General features: G+C 40.6%; 17 protein-coding genes. All 17 read right to left on the bottom strand.

From position 1 onward, the window contains the following. Positions 1 to 42 precede the first annotated feature (42 nt). Positions 43 to 2,229 (bottom strand): replication endonuclease, encoded by a 2,187-nt coding sequence (locus DV356_RS05275; RefSeq protein ID WP_118806632.1) that lies wholly within the window; start codon positions 2,227 to 2,229, stop codon positions 43 to 45. Positions 2,230 to 2,238: 9 nt separating this feature from the next. Then, entirely contained in the window at positions 2,239 to 2,547 is a 309-nt protein-coding gene (locus DV356_RS05280; protein WP_118806633.1) for a hypothetical protein, read from the bottom strand. 125 nt (positions 2,548 to 2,672) lie between these two features. Beyond that, complete coding sequence (locus tag DV356_RS05285; protein WP_005663359.1) at positions 2,673 to 2,915, bottom strand: hypothetical protein; 243 nt, start codon at positions 2,913 to 2,915, stop codon at positions 2,673 to 2,675. Positions 2,916 to 2,918: 3 nt separating this feature from the next. Beyond that, positions 2,919 to 3,299, bottom strand: a complete 381-nt coding sequence (locus DV356_RS05290) for a hypothetical protein (RefSeq protein WP_112119186.1) — start codon at positions 3,297 to 3,299, stop codon at positions 2,919 to 2,921. Positions 3,300 to 3,316: 17 nt separating this feature from the next. After that, positions 3,317 to 3,580, bottom strand: coding sequence for a hypothetical protein (locus DV356_RS05295; RefSeq protein ID WP_075985679.1), 264 nt, complete (start codon positions 3,578 to 3,580; stop codon positions 3,317 to 3,319). Positions 3,581 to 3,663: 83 nt separating this feature from the next. Then, positions 3,664 to 3,906 carry a hypothetical protein gene (locus tag DV356_RS05300; RefSeq protein ID WP_162628589.1) on the bottom strand — a complete coding sequence of 81 codons (243 nt, stop codon included), beginning with the start codon at positions 3,904 to 3,906 and terminating at the stop codon, positions 3,664 to 3,666. 9 nt (positions 3,907 to 3,915) lie between these two features. Beyond that, on the bottom strand, positions 3,916 to 4,491 hold the full coding sequence (locus DV356_RS05305) for a DUF2612 domain-containing protein (protein WP_006996360.1): 576 nt from the start codon (positions 4,489 to 4,491) through the stop codon (positions 3,916 to 3,918). Further along, complete coding sequence (locus tag DV356_RS05310; RefSeq protein WP_042600682.1) at positions 4,491 to 5,633, bottom strand: baseplate J/gp47 family protein; 1,143 nt, start codon at positions 5,631 to 5,633, stop codon at positions 4,491 to 4,493. The genes DV356_RS05305 and DV356_RS05310 overlap by 1 nt, the downstream gene beginning before the upstream one ends. 111 nt (positions 5,634 to 5,744) lie before the next feature. Beyond that, entirely contained in the window at positions 5,745 to 6,632 is an 888-nt protein-coding gene (locus DV356_RS05315; protein ID WP_112119184.1) for a phage antirepressor N-terminal domain-containing protein, read from the bottom strand. Between the two features lie 311 nt (positions 6,633 to 6,943). Next, positions 6,944 to 8,257, bottom strand: a complete 1,314-nt coding sequence (locus DV356_RS05320; RefSeq protein ID WP_112119183.1) for an SNIPE associated domain-containing protein — start codon at positions 8,255 to 8,257, stop codon at positions 6,944 to 6,946. A 128-nt stretch (positions 8,258 to 8,385) separates the two neighbouring features. Beyond that, positions 8,386 to 8,739 carry a contractile injection system sheath initiator gene (locus tag DV356_RS05325; protein WP_112119182.1) on the bottom strand — a complete coding sequence of 118 codons (354 nt, stop codon included), beginning with the start codon at positions 8,737 to 8,739 and terminating at the stop codon, positions 8,386 to 8,388. Then, complete coding sequence (locus tag DV356_RS05330; RefSeq protein ID WP_112119181.1) at positions 8,736 to 9,380, bottom strand: Gp138 family membrane-puncturing spike protein; 645 nt, start codon at positions 9,378 to 9,380, stop codon at positions 8,736 to 8,738. Before DV356_RS05330 ends, DV356_RS05325 begins: the two co-directional genes overlap by 4 nt. Continuing rightward, the gene (locus DV356_RS05335; protein ID WP_116961844.1) at positions 9,377 to 10,261 is read right to left on the bottom strand and encodes a phage protein; all 885 of its coding nucleotides are present in this window, start codon (positions 10,259 to 10,261) and stop codon (positions 9,377 to 9,379) included. The genes DV356_RS05330 and DV356_RS05335 overlap by 4 nt, the downstream gene beginning before the upstream one ends. Before the next feature lie 14 nt (positions 10,262 to 10,275). Beyond that, the gene (locus tag DV356_RS09975; protein WP_257004065.1) at positions 10,276 to 10,401 is read right to left on the bottom strand and encodes a hypothetical protein; all 126 of its coding nucleotides are present in this window, start codon (positions 10,399 to 10,401) and stop codon (positions 10,276 to 10,278) included. Positions 10,402 to 10,537: 136 nt separating this feature from the next. Beyond that, the gene (locus DV356_RS05345) at positions 10,538 to 10,846 is read right to left on the bottom strand and encodes a phage baseplate plug family protein (RefSeq protein WP_013525922.1); all 309 of its coding nucleotides are present in this window, start codon (positions 10,844 to 10,846) and stop codon (positions 10,538 to 10,540) included. Positions 10,847 to 10,851: 5 nt separating this feature from the next. Continuing rightward, the gene (locus tag DV356_RS05350) at positions 10,852 to 11,628 is read right to left on the bottom strand and encodes a phage baseplate protein (protein ID WP_112119179.1); all 777 of its coding nucleotides are present in this window, start codon (positions 11,626 to 11,628) and stop codon (positions 10,852 to 10,854) included. 5 nt (positions 11,629 to 11,633) lie between these two features. Beyond that, positions 11,634 to 13,745: a phage tail tape measure protein gene (locus DV356_RS05355; RefSeq protein ID WP_118806634.1), complete on the bottom strand. Its 2,112-nt coding sequence runs from the start codon at positions 13,743 to 13,745 to the stop codon at positions 11,634 to 11,636. Positions 13,746 to 13,749: the final 4 nt, after the last annotated feature.

Here is a 13,749-nt window from a genome sequence, read left to right on the forward strand (position 1 = left end):
TTAATATTCAATTACAATAGTGCATAATTCATCTATTTTTATCTAATTAACCCTAAAATCCCCCAAGCTCTCACCCCAACCAAAGGTTTGAGCCAACGGAATTTTTTCTTCTTTAATGAAAACTTCATCGTTTTCACAACAAATCCACCGATAGTCATTAAGCCGTAACCATCCATGGCACATTAAAAGGTCAATTTGTGACGGTTTTAATGGCGAACCAATAGGCAACATCAATAAATTAGCTTGCTGTTCAATTTTTGAACGGTTACAGTTATTGACACAAGTCCAAGCGGCGCGATGCGCCTTGTTTGTTTCGGTGGACTCCGAATTAAGTGCGGTGGAACCCAACGCACTTTTCGCTGATTTAATCACCCAGTTTTTTAATTTGGTGATTATTTTCTTTTCTGTGAATCTGTTTTTTACCCCCACAATTTTCTTACGAATCTCCCCGTATTTATTCGGTTCGCACTCTTCATACTCAATACAAATTGGTTGATAACAACGTTTTGTCATTGCACCACCTTGCACTTTTAAATAACTACCAAAACAACTCACATCAGCCACCGTGCGGCCAATATCCAATACTTCATCGTCCGCAACGGCAGCCATGGCATCATCAATTTTGCGAAGTTCACGCCACGTCGAAATTGACGGTGTGCCGTAAAACTGGAATTGACGAATGCCCCAAAGATTTGCCCACGCACTGACACGTTGCACGTTTTCAAGTAATGTCAGATTTTCTACTTCATCGGACATTTCTTTGCCTTGCTTACCTGCATAGATATTCTTGGCGATGTATTTCGCCACATAGCCAATGGCAGAACCTTTGGTTGGATCAATTTCTTCTACTTTGAAACGGTATTTTTTCGCACCGAATTCATCGCCATCTAATTCCAACGCTTTCTTGCGGAATAGATGAATAACGTCATCTTTATGTTCAGGTTTTACATACATCAGCAAGTGCCAATGCGGTGTGCCATCGTGATGAGGTTCAACACCACGAAAGCCAAAAAAACCGATTCCACGTTTGGCAAACTGTGCACGCAACTGCGCCCACACTTTATTTAAGTAACGTTGCGTATCACGTGGGCTTGCGCCTTGCCATTTTTTATTGTTTTTGCCTGTTTCATGCGTCGCGTGAAAAGAGGATGGGGCAGTCAGCGTAAGAAAGAGTGACACAAATGAATTTTCTATCGCCCATTCATCAATACCGCGCAAGCGGTTCATGGTTTCCTGAAAACGGATAGCAGGATTTGCCACTGATTTTTTCCACATTTCAATCAACGGCATTTGTTCGGTGCTATCGTCTAGATTTTCCAACACCATTTGTTGCAGATATTCGAGGTTATCTGCACGTTGTGCACGGTAGTCATTAAATGCGGTTTTCGACACATAAGGGCTCACTTTTGCCGACACTGCACCACAGCCAATCTCCACATGTTCTTTCAATCGTTTTTGTGCCGTAGTAAGTTGGCGTTTCCAATGTGTTGGGCAAACTGATTTATTCAGATCAACCTCAATGTCATTTACATCTAAGAAACGGTTATCTTGATAAGCAAACCAGTGTTTTAACGGAAAACCAATATCGGCACACACTTCGCCCACTAAACGATAAAGGTCACGAGAAAGTGCGGCGAAATCATCAAGAGATATTTCCCCACGTTCTTTCCGCTCCGCTTGTTCAGTGACAAAATCAGACTGCAATTTCGTAAACAACATGGCTAATTTGTCTGCCATTTCTTTTAGCTGATGTTCACTTAACAGATAAAACGGAAAGTTAGCCGCTTTTTTGCCTTTAGAAAGTGCGACCACTTGTGAATGCGTATCACGGTCAATCAACCAATCAAGGCTAACCTGATAATGTTGAAAAACGGCTTTCAAGTGATTAGTGAGAATTTCACGCAAATAGGTGTTGGCATACGCTGCCTGTTTATTGCCGAATTTAAACCCAATAGAGCCATCATCTTTTACGCCGTTGAACGCACGCAACCAAACATGGCGAAAATGCTCACGTTGGCGTTTGCGAGGGAGCGCAGAAAGTAGTTTTTCAACATAATCGAACTGGTGCGGCGCAACAGAAAATAATTCCATTTGCGCCGATGTTGCTTGAGCAGTATCGAAAGTTCGGTCAAATTTCACCGCACTTTGCATCATCACTGCACGTGCATCTGCCATCGCTTGCTCACGTTTAGCAAGATTGGCATTACACTCAAGTTCCCAGTTCATCATCAAAAATCCTTACATTGCCGTATGGGCTAAATATTCACTGTGATATTCAAAATATTCTTTGATTTTGTTGTTGGTCGAACTCACTGCACTGAGTAATTCTTCCAAACTCAACATTTCATATTGGGCTAAGTCATAACGGCGTACTTCTTCGATTGCACCCCAAATTGTGTTGTGTAAATTGCCCACCGTTCTTGTTTTTTGTTTGCCATACCAACTATCTTGATCGCCAATTACTTCAACCACTTGAAAGCGGGTGCCGATGGGTAAAATTTCTAGCGTTGCGCCACAATCTAGCGCGATACAAATATTGTTTTCCATTATTCTTTTTCTCCTTTACCAACGGCTATCTAGCACGTCTGTAATAAACTCAATTAATCCCATTACCGTCACAGCCACGCCAAGAACAGCGAACAGCACCACGAAAAACATCACTAAACAACTTGTCATTTTCTTTTCTCTCTCCAGTCCGCCCATTCGGCGTGTTTTTTCATTAATTCTCGTTTCGCTTGAATTGCAATATCGCCCAAACGGATATATTCACTAAATGCCTTATTCGCTGATTGTTCATCGCCCTTATCTAAGTGGTAGAAATAAGCGAACAATTGCTCTTGCGCATTATCTAGCTTGTGATAAACATCTTTTGCACAAAAAGACAAAGCACCACGGCTTAAAATTATTGCTGCCATTTGTTATTCCTCCATCGTCTTATCAATTTGAGTAAATTCCCGCTCTGTTACGCCTTGTGAAAACATTCCCGAAAGTAACCGCACTTTACGTAGTGCACGGGCTATTTTGCGTTGTCCTTGTTCTGTGTAGTGATGGAGCTTTGAACCTGTTAAATGCCCTGCACGTAAATCTGAAAAATCTAAATCGGCTAATTCCAACAGCATTTCTCGAAAGCCTTGTTGTAAACCGTCAAACTCTCGTTCTACACGGAATTGGCTTTTGCTTAACAAGTGCAGCGCATCATCAAAACTTCGGATTTCTGGCACCTTTACTTGATTAACACGGCACCATTTTTCAGCGGCAGATTCCGTTTCATCTTCAAAGCAATAAGGCATTAAGGCCATCACTCACCCCCATTCATTTATTTACGGAACCACCGAGCAAAGCGTTGGAAAATGCTTTGTTCACGTGCCCACTGCTCTTCTTCAAGTAATGCAATGCGATCACTGAGTGATTCATTCAGCAATACTTGCTGGGCATTTACGCCTGCTTGGTGAGAAATTGCTCGTTGTAATAATTGAATATTGCGAGCCTGTTCTTGCACGGTTTTGTTTAACTGCCACACATTCACACGGCTACGCGGCGTGTTTTTTTCTTTGCTGTACACATATTTTTTGCTTGTCATTTGCTCAAACTCCTAAATTTTGGTTGCAAAAATCCTGTCGAATGAATTTCTTCAAACGACGGTGGGTAAAAATTAAAAGGAAATTAAGAATTAATCGGCTTCGATTTGAATCTGCCGTGGATCAATATTCTTGCGTGATTTTTCTGATGCTGTCCACGTTGCAATCGTCGCTTGAACAAGAAGTTAAACCACTCCATAGGAGGGATACCCTGTGTTTGGTCAAACGTAATCCCCCATCCACGCAATAAATCAGGGAAATTATCAACTTCACCTTGTTTTGCAGATGATGCAAAAATGCTTTCATCTGGCTTATTTACTAATGCCATATGTGACCTCTATATTAGGTTGAAAAGATATTGCACACCGGCTTGGCGTGGCAATATATCTAAATGATTGATTGCGAATTTCTTAAAATCAGATGTGCTCGCACTTGGAACAGAGATAGAGACGGTCATATCGTAGTTATCCACGATGTGACAACCTTCTCCGAAAATAAATAAGCACGCCTCAATTAAGTTTGGTAGCGTGCCTATTTGGTAGTTTTTAAGGATTCTGCATTTAATCAGGAACCGATAATCATCATCGGATAATCTAACGGAATCAGACAGCGGGTCTCGTTTACGATACCATTGCGCACCGCCTAGTCTTTTTTGACTAAATCCCAGTGCATTGGGCGAATTGCGGAAACCGAAAAATTTACGTAATTGATAGCCATTAATAACCCGAAATTGCCCGACGTGTTTACCGACCAAATCAAGCTGATGCCCTGTTGCTGTTTCAATATTCAACACATCTTGCAACCGATATAAATCGATAAAGCCTTGCCCGATAATGCTTTCAAATAGCTTAATCGTTGAGACGGCTTTGGGCTTGTTTCGGTATTGCCAAATCAACAAATCAGAATAGCCCATTATTCCACCTCAATGGTTATATCTGTTGCTAAAATTCGGATTAATTCACGTGGTTGTGCGGTAATATTTTCCGTGGTAAGAGACTGCCCTTTACGCCCGATTTTTAGTTCTTTCACCCAGAAACCGCCCACTTTATTAATTGGCGAATAAAGTCTGGAAAGCGAAAGATTTTGCCCGATGCCAAAGCGCTGAATGGATAATAATCGTTTGATTTCATCCTTATCCACTTCAGTAAAATCCTCATATCGAACACAACGCATAGATACTTGCACATCAACAGGCGTTGCATGGTCAAACCGTAATGCTCTACGCTCGCCATTTACCGTTAAAGTTGTTTCTGTAGCACCTTGCAACCCTACCCCTGCTCCTTTATTTTCATAAATAACGTGAGCGATTTGCTCATCTGCCCCGCCATCTACAATAATATTCAAGGAGTTAGGCTCTACACCATATTTATCACGCTGTTTAGTGTTATTTTCTAGCACTTTAACTTGTCTAACATCAGGCAATGCGGCAATTTTTGACTGGATTGCATCGGCTGAATTTTGCGCATTTTTGGTTCGGCTAATGAAAAAACGTTCTCGTAATTGCAAGTCGGTTTCTTCTTCCTCACCAATTTCTGCATTTTCGAATGTGGTTGCCGAGGTAAGCCCAAGCGTAACGGTCTCAATGGTCAAATTCGTGTTTTTTATGAGGTTAAACGCACCCAATTCTTCGCTGCGGAAGTCCGCACGGGCGGAGCCATTACTATCTAGCTGTACATCTGCCGTTAATACCCACCGCACTTTATGTGGGTCAGACACCACAATCCCTGCATAAAGATGAGTTAATGGCTCTCCTGTCAAAATAACTGAGCGTAAATAGCTATAACTTGCCGCTCGTCTTATTAATCCTGCATAAGCAACACGCTGATCGAGCCAAGCACCTGTCGCAACATCAGGATCTAACTGTCGATACACATTCTCGGCAAGCTCCTCAATATCCATCTTCATCTGAGCAAGCAAGCCGACCATTTGCCCATCAGGTGAGTTGGGCGATAGGTCGATATTCTGCCCATAGATTTGTCTAAATCCATCTTCAAATCGTGCCACGATTTCGTTTAATCGCTCAATTTGAATGCCTGTTTCAATCAGTTTTGCCATATTTTCTCCAATAAAAAACCCGATCAGAAATGATCGGGTTGTGATTTTAAGCACGCCCAAAGCCGCTTACAGTTTCCCGTAAGCGGTAAGAGCAGTCGGATTTTGTGTTGTTTATAAGATATCTAGCTGAAAGCCTGTTGCTTTAGGATTATAGGCTCGAAGATATTTTAAGACACGCCAGTTATCGCCTTGTTTGCACTCAAATTTTTCAGTGATTCGCTCTAATATTTTTTGCGCCTGACGGAGAGTGCTGCGATATTCGTAAGCAATGTCATGAACGGGCGCAGCATAATATGAACCAATTTGTTTTAATGCAGGGTGAAGTGCTTGGCAAAGTTCCGTGCCACGCAATAAAGCAAACCACGCCCAAACGAGATGTTGGAGTTCGCGTTCGGTAAATTCAAAATTAAAGCACTCATCTTTTTTAGGCGTTGTAATCAATTCACCCTCAAATACGATTCTGTGGACATATTCCACCGCACTTTGTAATTTGTCGGCAGGAATGTCTTCTATGCGCTCTACGTTCATGTATTGATGAACAAGATTATAAGCATCGGAATAAATCAAGCCTTTCTTGCTGACTAACATATTTACGGCATTACGTAAGCCAGTGCGGTCGTCTGCAGTGGTTTTACGTTCAGCTTTGCCGTTAAACCAATAATCATGTAACGCTTGATAACACTCTTTTTTGTATTTGATTAATGTGTCACGGATTTCTGGTTTACAACGATTAATATCAATACCAAATAACCAACCGTTTAAATATTCGATTGGTAAGCAAATCATATTTTGGTTGCCGCCATTAGTAGGTATGATCATAACGATCATACCTTGAGAAAGAACTTCATCACGTTTGATACGTAATACTTGAGGTTCCCATGCAAGACCAATATTTTCACAAATTGGTTTCATAGCAACATAGTGATTGCCATTTTGTTCAACGGTAATTAATGACTGATTGTTGAATGAAATTGTTTGGGTTGAGATTTGATTAGACATAACTGTCTCCTTGTGAATTTTTCGATATTAAGATTTGACCTCATAGGGTCGCCAAGAGGTTCGAAAGCCTTCACAAGTAGGCTGGGATTATTCCCCTTTCGGGTATTTTATTCTCCGCCCTCTCGGCATAGATAAGATGTGGTTATGCGCAATGAATGTTTAATGGCAATAAAACAAACAAGGTTACTAAATTTCACGCATAAAAAAACCGCTATGCTGTCGGGTGCGGACTTCCGCTTGTGATATAAGGTTTCGACACCTTGCTAAAAATAATAATGAAAAATCCCCTTGGGTGTCAAGGGGATTTGTAACTATTCTTCGGATAAATCTTCGTCCTTAAATTCTTCAATTTCAGTGTATTGATTTTCTCTTTCCATTGCTAAAGATTGTCTATATTCCGCAGCTTCTGCAATCATCGTAAATTCAATATTTGCATTGCGTTTTTTAACCTCTTCAGCAATCATTTCTAATGGAACCTTGAAAAATTCTTTACGTGGATTTGCTCGGTTTACTTGGTAGGTAGCAAATACTTTGTGCAAGTCAGTTTCTAAAGCAGGTGCATTATCGCTGTAAATTAACGCATGAACATCAAAAGAGAATGGCACACTAGCATCGCCCAATTCTCTTATACGGTCTAATGGCTCTAATCGGCGTGTCATACCAATTTTAAAGACATTTTCGCCAAATGAACCAATATTACTGATTACATAAACGTGTCCTGATTTTGTTAGTTGAGCTTGAGATTTAACCCTTTCACTTTGAGCTTGAGCCTCTTTATATTTTTGCTCTAATTCAGCAAATCTAGCTTGTAATTCAGCATTAGCCTGATCTTTCTCAAGTAGTTTACGAGCATTTTCCAACTCTTTCTCGGCATCTCGTTGAGCTCTTTCCGCCTCAGCTTGAGCTTTCTCTAATTCTCTTTGTGCTCTAGCCTCTTCTCTCATTTCCTCTTTAATTCTGGCTTGCTCTGCCTTTTCTTCCTCTTTCTTCAAGGCATATTCATAGGTAGCCATTAATTCTTTTAGCTTAAGAGCTAAATAAGCTGGATTAATAGATATTAAATTGTGTTGATTTAGTTTATTAATATGCTCATAAGAATATTGGATTCTATTTCGGATTTTTTCAAAATTACTAGTGCTAACTTTACTAATCAGCGCATCACATTCATTATCAAAAGCCCGTAAAGCCAAATCAATATTATTTTTTGTCATTTTAGCACCTTGTTTTTTAGCATCTTTACCTGTCCCAACAGTCCATGTTGTAGAGCAAGTACAAGCCAAATTACTTTTAAATAGTGCTTTTTGCTTTTCTCTTAATTCAAGAATTTTTGCTTTATATTCTTCAGAGGTATCAAAGCTAAATATAGGCTGATATAATCCAACCCTTAATAAAGCCCCTTCTGATTCGTAGCTCTTAAGCTCATCTTTAATTAAAGATAACTCTTTTGATTTTTCATAAATCTCATCTTGTATCTGTTTAATTTTTGATGATAGATCGTTATATTCTGATTGTATCTTTTGATCCTTGCCTTTTCTTATTTTCTTTATAATCAGATAAACAAGATAAAAAGGGCTAAGTAAAATCAAAATTGCAATGATTGTGGCAAAAATATTGCTTGGTTCCATAGAGTACTCCTTAGTAAAAAATAGAGATAACTATTCTACGAAACCAAAATTGTTTATGTAGGTTTTTAATCAGAAATTTTTTATTTTTGAGATCTCCATCACAAAACGTTACTTAATTTAACCGCACTTTAAGCATCATAACGTGCTGTTTGTTGCTGTCCGTAAATATCTTGGTAATCAATCGATATGGTCAGCTTGCGTGTATCTGTATCAAAATTAGCTTGGTAATCAGTTATTCTGCTTACACCTTCAGTTTCTAACACATAGCGTTTTATTTTGATTTCCCAGTCTGCCATATTTACCCCACGCCCCATTTGTTCAAGCCAAGGTAAGCCGTGATCGAGGTCTAAAAACCAGTCATTAGCAAATGACCAAAGGCGAGTTTGTACATTTTGAGCAATGGCATCTGATTCGCTTGCGTAGTTTGAAAAGCCTTGTCCAAATGTCCAATCGTGCTCTTTATTAAGTCGTCTTACTCTCATTCTGGCACTCCTGTTTTACCGCCACTGTCGCCTGTATGTTTATGGGTTTTCCCTGAAATACCGCCTGCTTTTACATCTGTATCGCTCGAGATAACGCCTGTAGAGCTATGCGAACCTGTTTGCGAGGTGTCTCCCTGATGTTCGATATCCCCTTTAATCAAAATCGAACCGTTTTTGATTCTGATGTATGTGCTGCCATCAAGGGTTTGCATGGATAATCCATCTGTAAAAAATCCGCCAATAGCTTTTGGCACAGAGCATATGCCAGGAATAAACATCGCATCGGATAAATCATGTAACCTAAAATCTAAAGGCGTTGATGCGCTGCCGTTTTGCCACCATCCGTCAATGCAACGCTCGGAAAATATGGCTATCCCCTCATCGCCTGCTTTAAGTGGAAATGTCACTGCAAAGCCACCGCCACGAGGAAAGTTCACTGGCACATCAAGAAGTGGCGGTATATCTGCCCCACTCCCATCGACTAGCTGCATTTTTATTTGTATCGCAAGTGATACAGTTTGCTTGGCTGGGTCAAAACTCACGACTTTTGCAGGAAGTGCGGTGTGTAAATTCAGTTGGTTTTGTTGGATTTGATGGTCGGTTGCAGTTTCTGGCGTTGCTAAGGTTTGTGAGTAGTTCATTTTTTCTTATCCTTGCTTTGCTTATCTGTTTTTTTATCTGATTTCTGACCGCTCTTTTCTTTTTCCACTTTCTGGAATTTTCCCCCGACAACTGTCATTTTGCTGTGCCAATCCCCACCGATACCATCGCCAGAATGCGCAAGTTTTATAATCTTGTACTCCCCATTGAAGTACTCAATGATAGATTCAACTTTCACAAGTCCGCCAATTTGTAATGCGGGGTTGAGTAAACAAGTCAGCTCTAATCCCTCATCGGTTTGTTCTGGTGCATTAATCATTCCTGTATCTTGGGAAATCAGTACAGCATCATCACTTAACACTTTATCTTTCGGCAGGAAAATAAGCGAGCCATCTTGGATAGACCAATCAGCGTTATTATTACGTGCAATTTTGGTGAGAATATCTCGACTATTACCGTTTAATACTCTACCTCGAGGGAGTTTCCGTTGATTAGGGATGTCAATGGCACCAGACTGTACTTTAGGCATAGTCTTTTGCAATTCCTCCACAATCTGCTTGTCTGTTGCCCCTGCTTTTAATGTCGTTTTGGCTCTCGACTGGGTATAGGCTTGATGCCCGTCTGAACACTCAAGCGTAAGAACAAAATCCAATCCCTCTCGTTGGATTCTTGTTTTGGTAATATCTCCCGCATAGATTTGGCGTAACTCGCCATAACCAACCGATAAGGCGACTTTCTTATAGTCTTGGCTTAATAATTGGTTGATATGGTCTCGATTTAAGTTCCACACTTGGATTTTAGCGGGATTAGGCTTTTCATTAATGGTTTTATCAATTTCAAACGCAACACGCAATTGCTCAATGCTTAACGTTTCTTGGTCGTTACTAATGTCCAGTTTCCAACGTCTGCCAAATTGTTTCATTGTCTCTCCTTGCGCTATTTAGCAAGTTCAATAAGGACATTTGCCAACGGTGTAATACATAAAGCAAACAAGCCAAGCGCAACGATAACAATAGAGAATGCGATTGCACCTCGCATAATCGGACTTGCATTTGTTTCCATTTCTAACCCCTCTTTTAAGTGTATTTTTAACTTAGTTTTGCTATACTTACTCAAAATTTGTTCCTTCTTTATTGGGAAAGTTGGAATAAAAAACCCCGATAGTGGCCAGCTATCGGGGTTATTTTTATCTATTAATTTACGATGCCTTTTCGCCTATATACAAAAAGCATCGAGTGCCCAAATCTTCCATACTCATTGGGTCTAATTCAGCACCGCTTTCATCGTCCAAGTAGAAGAAATAAGGTTGTGTAGTGCGAGCCAATAATGGTACTCCGCACGCGATCGCATGACCTCGGCAAATCTGTTTTTGGTTTACTGACTCAAATACATCCATTGCCCAAAACTGTCCAATACTATTAAATCGCAAGGTTAAGCGGATTTTTATGCCGTTAAATTCAAAGGTTTGTTCCTGATAAGGATGTTGTGTTAATGGAATTTTAAGCATACGTCTTACCATTTAAAAAGATTGAAAAGCGAGGAGGTTCTTTTAGGTGTATCGTTCTTTGGTTGAGTAGAACCTTGCTGCGATTTCGTTGCGGATTGAGCTGCTGCTCGGCCGCTTTTATTCTTGCCCGATGCAGATGATTTAGATTGAGCTGTTTGTGTCTCAACAATAAATATCTCACGAGCCGTTATCGTAAATGTCGCACTGCCATCTTGTGATTGATTGACGGCTACAGATTGGATTAGCATGTTTTTGTACAAGTTAATGCCTGTCTGTATGTCAATGGTTTCCCCTGATTTCTGGCAAGCAACAAGGTCAGCATAGCATTTTTGCACTCGACTATCCCCTGCACTGCTATCAAGCAATCCGCCTAGACCAAAATCAGGCAAAAAAGGGGCAATGGTTCGCGCTTGATTAAGGATGTTCTTTGCTTGACTATACGCCCCTGCAACTTGGCTAATCACTCTCCCCGCTCTTGCGATAGCTTGCGATGTTTGAGTGATAACCTTAACTGGCAAAGGAAAGTTATTAAGAAAGTCTATCCCGCCACGAATATTGCCAATAAACGGAAGGTCTAAACCAAAAGTCGAATGGTCGTGATCAACCATTACACCATTAATGGTAACTTGTTTAGGCTGAATAACCGCATGGTCAGCAATGGCAGCGCCTGATTCAATCGGGTTTTCTGTAATAGATAAATCCGACTGATGGTCTTCTGTTGTCACCACATCAAAGGTAATTTTGCCAATCTTACGATTGGATACTTGTGCAAAATTTAACATAGAGGCTACCCCACAACAGGTGAAAGTTGATTATTGATCGCTCGAGCCGATTGGTCTGCCACTGCTTTTGGATTGTCCGTACCTTGGATATTTTGTGTAATGGTGATTTTGTTGTTGCTATTTTTGACACTGTTATCAGCATTTGAAGTTTGATGATTGACTCCTGCCGCTGCCACTTGTGGTGCAGAAGCATAAGATGGGTCAAACATCATTGTGTCATAGGCTTTTGTATTTTGACTTACCGTGCCTACCTTTTCGCCATTATCACTAAACCACCTTTTTACTGTATCAACAATCGGTGCGATATATTGGTCGTAATAGCCCTTAACCCAATCAAATGCACTTTGGAATGGCTTTTTAATCCAGTCGGTGACTTTGGCGAACTTAGTCTCGATAACATCCAAATCTAACTGTTCGCCGGTAAATAAATTCCACAAACCACCAACAAGCGCAAGCCCAAGTTTAAATGGCAACTCAAGCATATCTGTAATGAGAGATAATGTTTCGCCAATTGGATCGACGCTAAAGTTATCAACAAAATTTTTCCAAGTGGATTTAACCCACAATAACGCTGTTTTAAATGGCTTCCAAAATTCACCTAATGCTGTTTCACCACCTTCAAGATAAGTGATAAAGTCATCAACAAGTAAAAACAAGGCTGCAATTGCCGTTATAATCAATGTGACAGGGTTGGTAGCGAAAGCTAATAACATTCTGCGACTAAACCACAATAATGCCGCACCTAATGCGTAGATTAAGTTTTTCCACCCAACAGTATGCTCAACAACATTATCGATTGCTGAGGCTAACTCAAACAAGAATGAAAGAATTTTTCCAAAGCCGTTTAGTGTAGCCTTGATAAAGTCATTATTCTCCGTGAACCATTTTGTAAACCGCTCGGCTAATCGCTGAATGGATGGTGCAACACGGAGTGAGACATATTCGCCAATAGCTCTAAAAGCCTGAGAAACCTGAGTCAGTGCATCTTTAAAAGATGCGGCGGTTTTTGCATTTTCTGCATTACCCACACCAAGCGTGAGCACACTTGCAAGGGCAATTTGTTCTTTCAGTTCTTCATTACCAAGGCGCAAGGTTTGAATCATCGAACTATCAATGCCAAGTTTCGCAAGCATCGCAATTTGCTCTTGCTCACCCATTGCTTTCATCTTGTCCGAGATTTCACCCAGCATTTCGCTTGAGGTTTTTACCTCTCCATTCGCCTTTTTGGCACTTAGTCCATATTGCTCAAATGACTTAGCTCCTCGACCAATTCCTGCTGCAGCTTCGCCAATGACGCGAGATAATCCTTCAATAGATGATTGTGCCGCCTGTGCAGATGAGCCATTGACCTCTGCAACCTTACCTAAGTTGTAAATTTGGTCGGCTGATTCGCCCGTGACAGCCGAGAGTTGTTTAATTTCATCAAGCGCATCGAGATTAGCATCAACAAAATTCTTCACCCCGATTGTGGCGGCGTAGAAAGCTGCACCAAATGCCGCAACTTTAAGTGTGGTTTTATTGATGCTAATGCCAAGCAATTCAAATTTATTCAATAATCCGACTGCGCCATATTGGGTCGCCCACAAGTCAATGATATTGTCAGATAAATTTTCTGTGCTTTTAGCGTTTTCATCTTGTGCTTTGGTGTTTTCTTGGGTGCTTTCCGTATCCTTATCAATAGCCTTGCGCTTTTTCTCAATTGCATCTTTGATTTTGGTAATAAGATTTTCAATATCAGCAAAATCAGCACCAAATGCGACTAAATAATGTTCTAAGTCATCGACATTTTCGATGAGATCATCGCCAAGCCCAGATAGCAATTCATTTGATTCAATCCATTTTTGCACCCATGCATCTAAAGCTTCATCCTCAGTCAGTCCTTCGGTTTTTATCTGTAAATCATCCAATGATTGGAAGAACTCGGAGAATTCTGGCATTTTCTTGACTTGTTCAGTCGCCTCATTCACTGCATCTTCTAGCGCTTGACCAAAGGCACCTAAACTTTCTGCGGCATCTTCAGTGCCGTCTCCAATTGCATTGAGGAATTGCTCAAACTGTTGCATTGCTTGGCTATCCGCATCAATGCCGATTTTAATCAGTAGTTCATCGAGTAGCATTGCG

The sequence above is a fragment of the Haemophilus influenzae genome (genome assembly GCF_003494325.1).
Taxonomy (GTDB): domain Bacteria; phylum Pseudomonadota; class Gammaproteobacteria; order Enterobacterales; family Pasteurellaceae; genus Haemophilus; species Haemophilus influenzae_I.

Coding starts and splice junctions, on each gene's coding strand:
- DV356_RS05315 (WP_112119184.1), bottom strand. CDS start 6,632: ATGTCTAATCAAATCTCAACCCAAACAATTTCATTCAACAATCAGTCA.
- DV356_RS05355 (WP_118806634.1), bottom strand. CDS start 13,745: ATGCTACTCGATGAACTACTGATTAAAATCGGCATTGATGCGGATAGC.
- DV356_RS05310 (WP_042600682.1), bottom strand. CDS start 5,633: ATGGCAAAACTGATTGAAACAGGCATTCAAATTGAGCGATTAAACGAA.
- DV356_RS05295 (WP_075985679.1), bottom strand. CDS start 3,580: ATGACAAGCAAAAAATATGTGTACAGCAAAGAAAAAAACACGCCGCGT.
- DV356_RS05330 (WP_112119181.1), bottom strand. CDS start 9,380: ATGAACTACTCACAAACCTTAGCAACGCCAGAAACTGCAACCGACCAT.
- DV356_RS05300 (WP_162628589.1), bottom strand. CDS start 3,906: ATGGCATTAGTAAATAAGCCAGATGAAAGCATTTTTGCATCATCTGCA.
- DV356_RS05280 (WP_118806633.1), bottom strand. CDS start 2,547: ATGGAAAACAATATTTGTATCGCGCTAGATTGTGGCGCAACGCTAGAA.
- DV356_RS05275 (WP_118806632.1), bottom strand. CDS start 2,229: ATGATGAACTGGGAACTTGAGTGTAATGCCAATCTTGCTAAACGTGAG.
- DV356_RS05320 (WP_112119183.1), bottom strand. CDS start 8,257: ATGGAACCAAGCAATATTTTTGCCACAATCATTGCAATTTTGATTTTA.
- DV356_RS05335 (WP_116961844.1), bottom strand. CDS start 10,261: ATGAAACAATTTGGCAGACGTTGGAAACTGGACATTAGTAACGACCAA.
- DV356_RS05305 (WP_006996360.1), bottom strand. CDS start 4,491: ATGGGCTATTCTGATTTGTTGATTTGGCAATACCGAAACAAGCCCAAA.
- DV356_RS05325 (WP_112119182.1), bottom strand. CDS start 8,739: ATGAGAGTAAGACGACTTAATAAAGAGCACGATTGGACATTTGGACAA.
- DV356_RS05350 (WP_112119179.1), bottom strand. CDS start 11,628: ATGTTAAATTTTGCACAAGTATCCAATCGTAAGATTGGCAAAATTACC.
- DV356_RS05345 (WP_013525922.1), bottom strand. CDS start 10,846: ATGCTTAAAATTCCATTAACACAACATCCTTATCAGGAACAAACCTTT.
- DV356_RS09975 (WP_257004065.1), bottom strand. CDS start 10,401: ATGGAAACAAATGCAAGTCCGATTATGCGAGGTGCAATCGCATTCTCT.
- DV356_RS05290 (WP_112119186.1), bottom strand. CDS start 3,299: ATGGCCTTAATGCCTTATTGCTTTGAAGATGAAACGGAATCTGCCGCT.
- DV356_RS05285 (WP_005663359.1), bottom strand. CDS start 2,915: ATGGCAGCAATAATTTTAAGCCGTGGTGCTTTGTCTTTTTGTGCAAAA.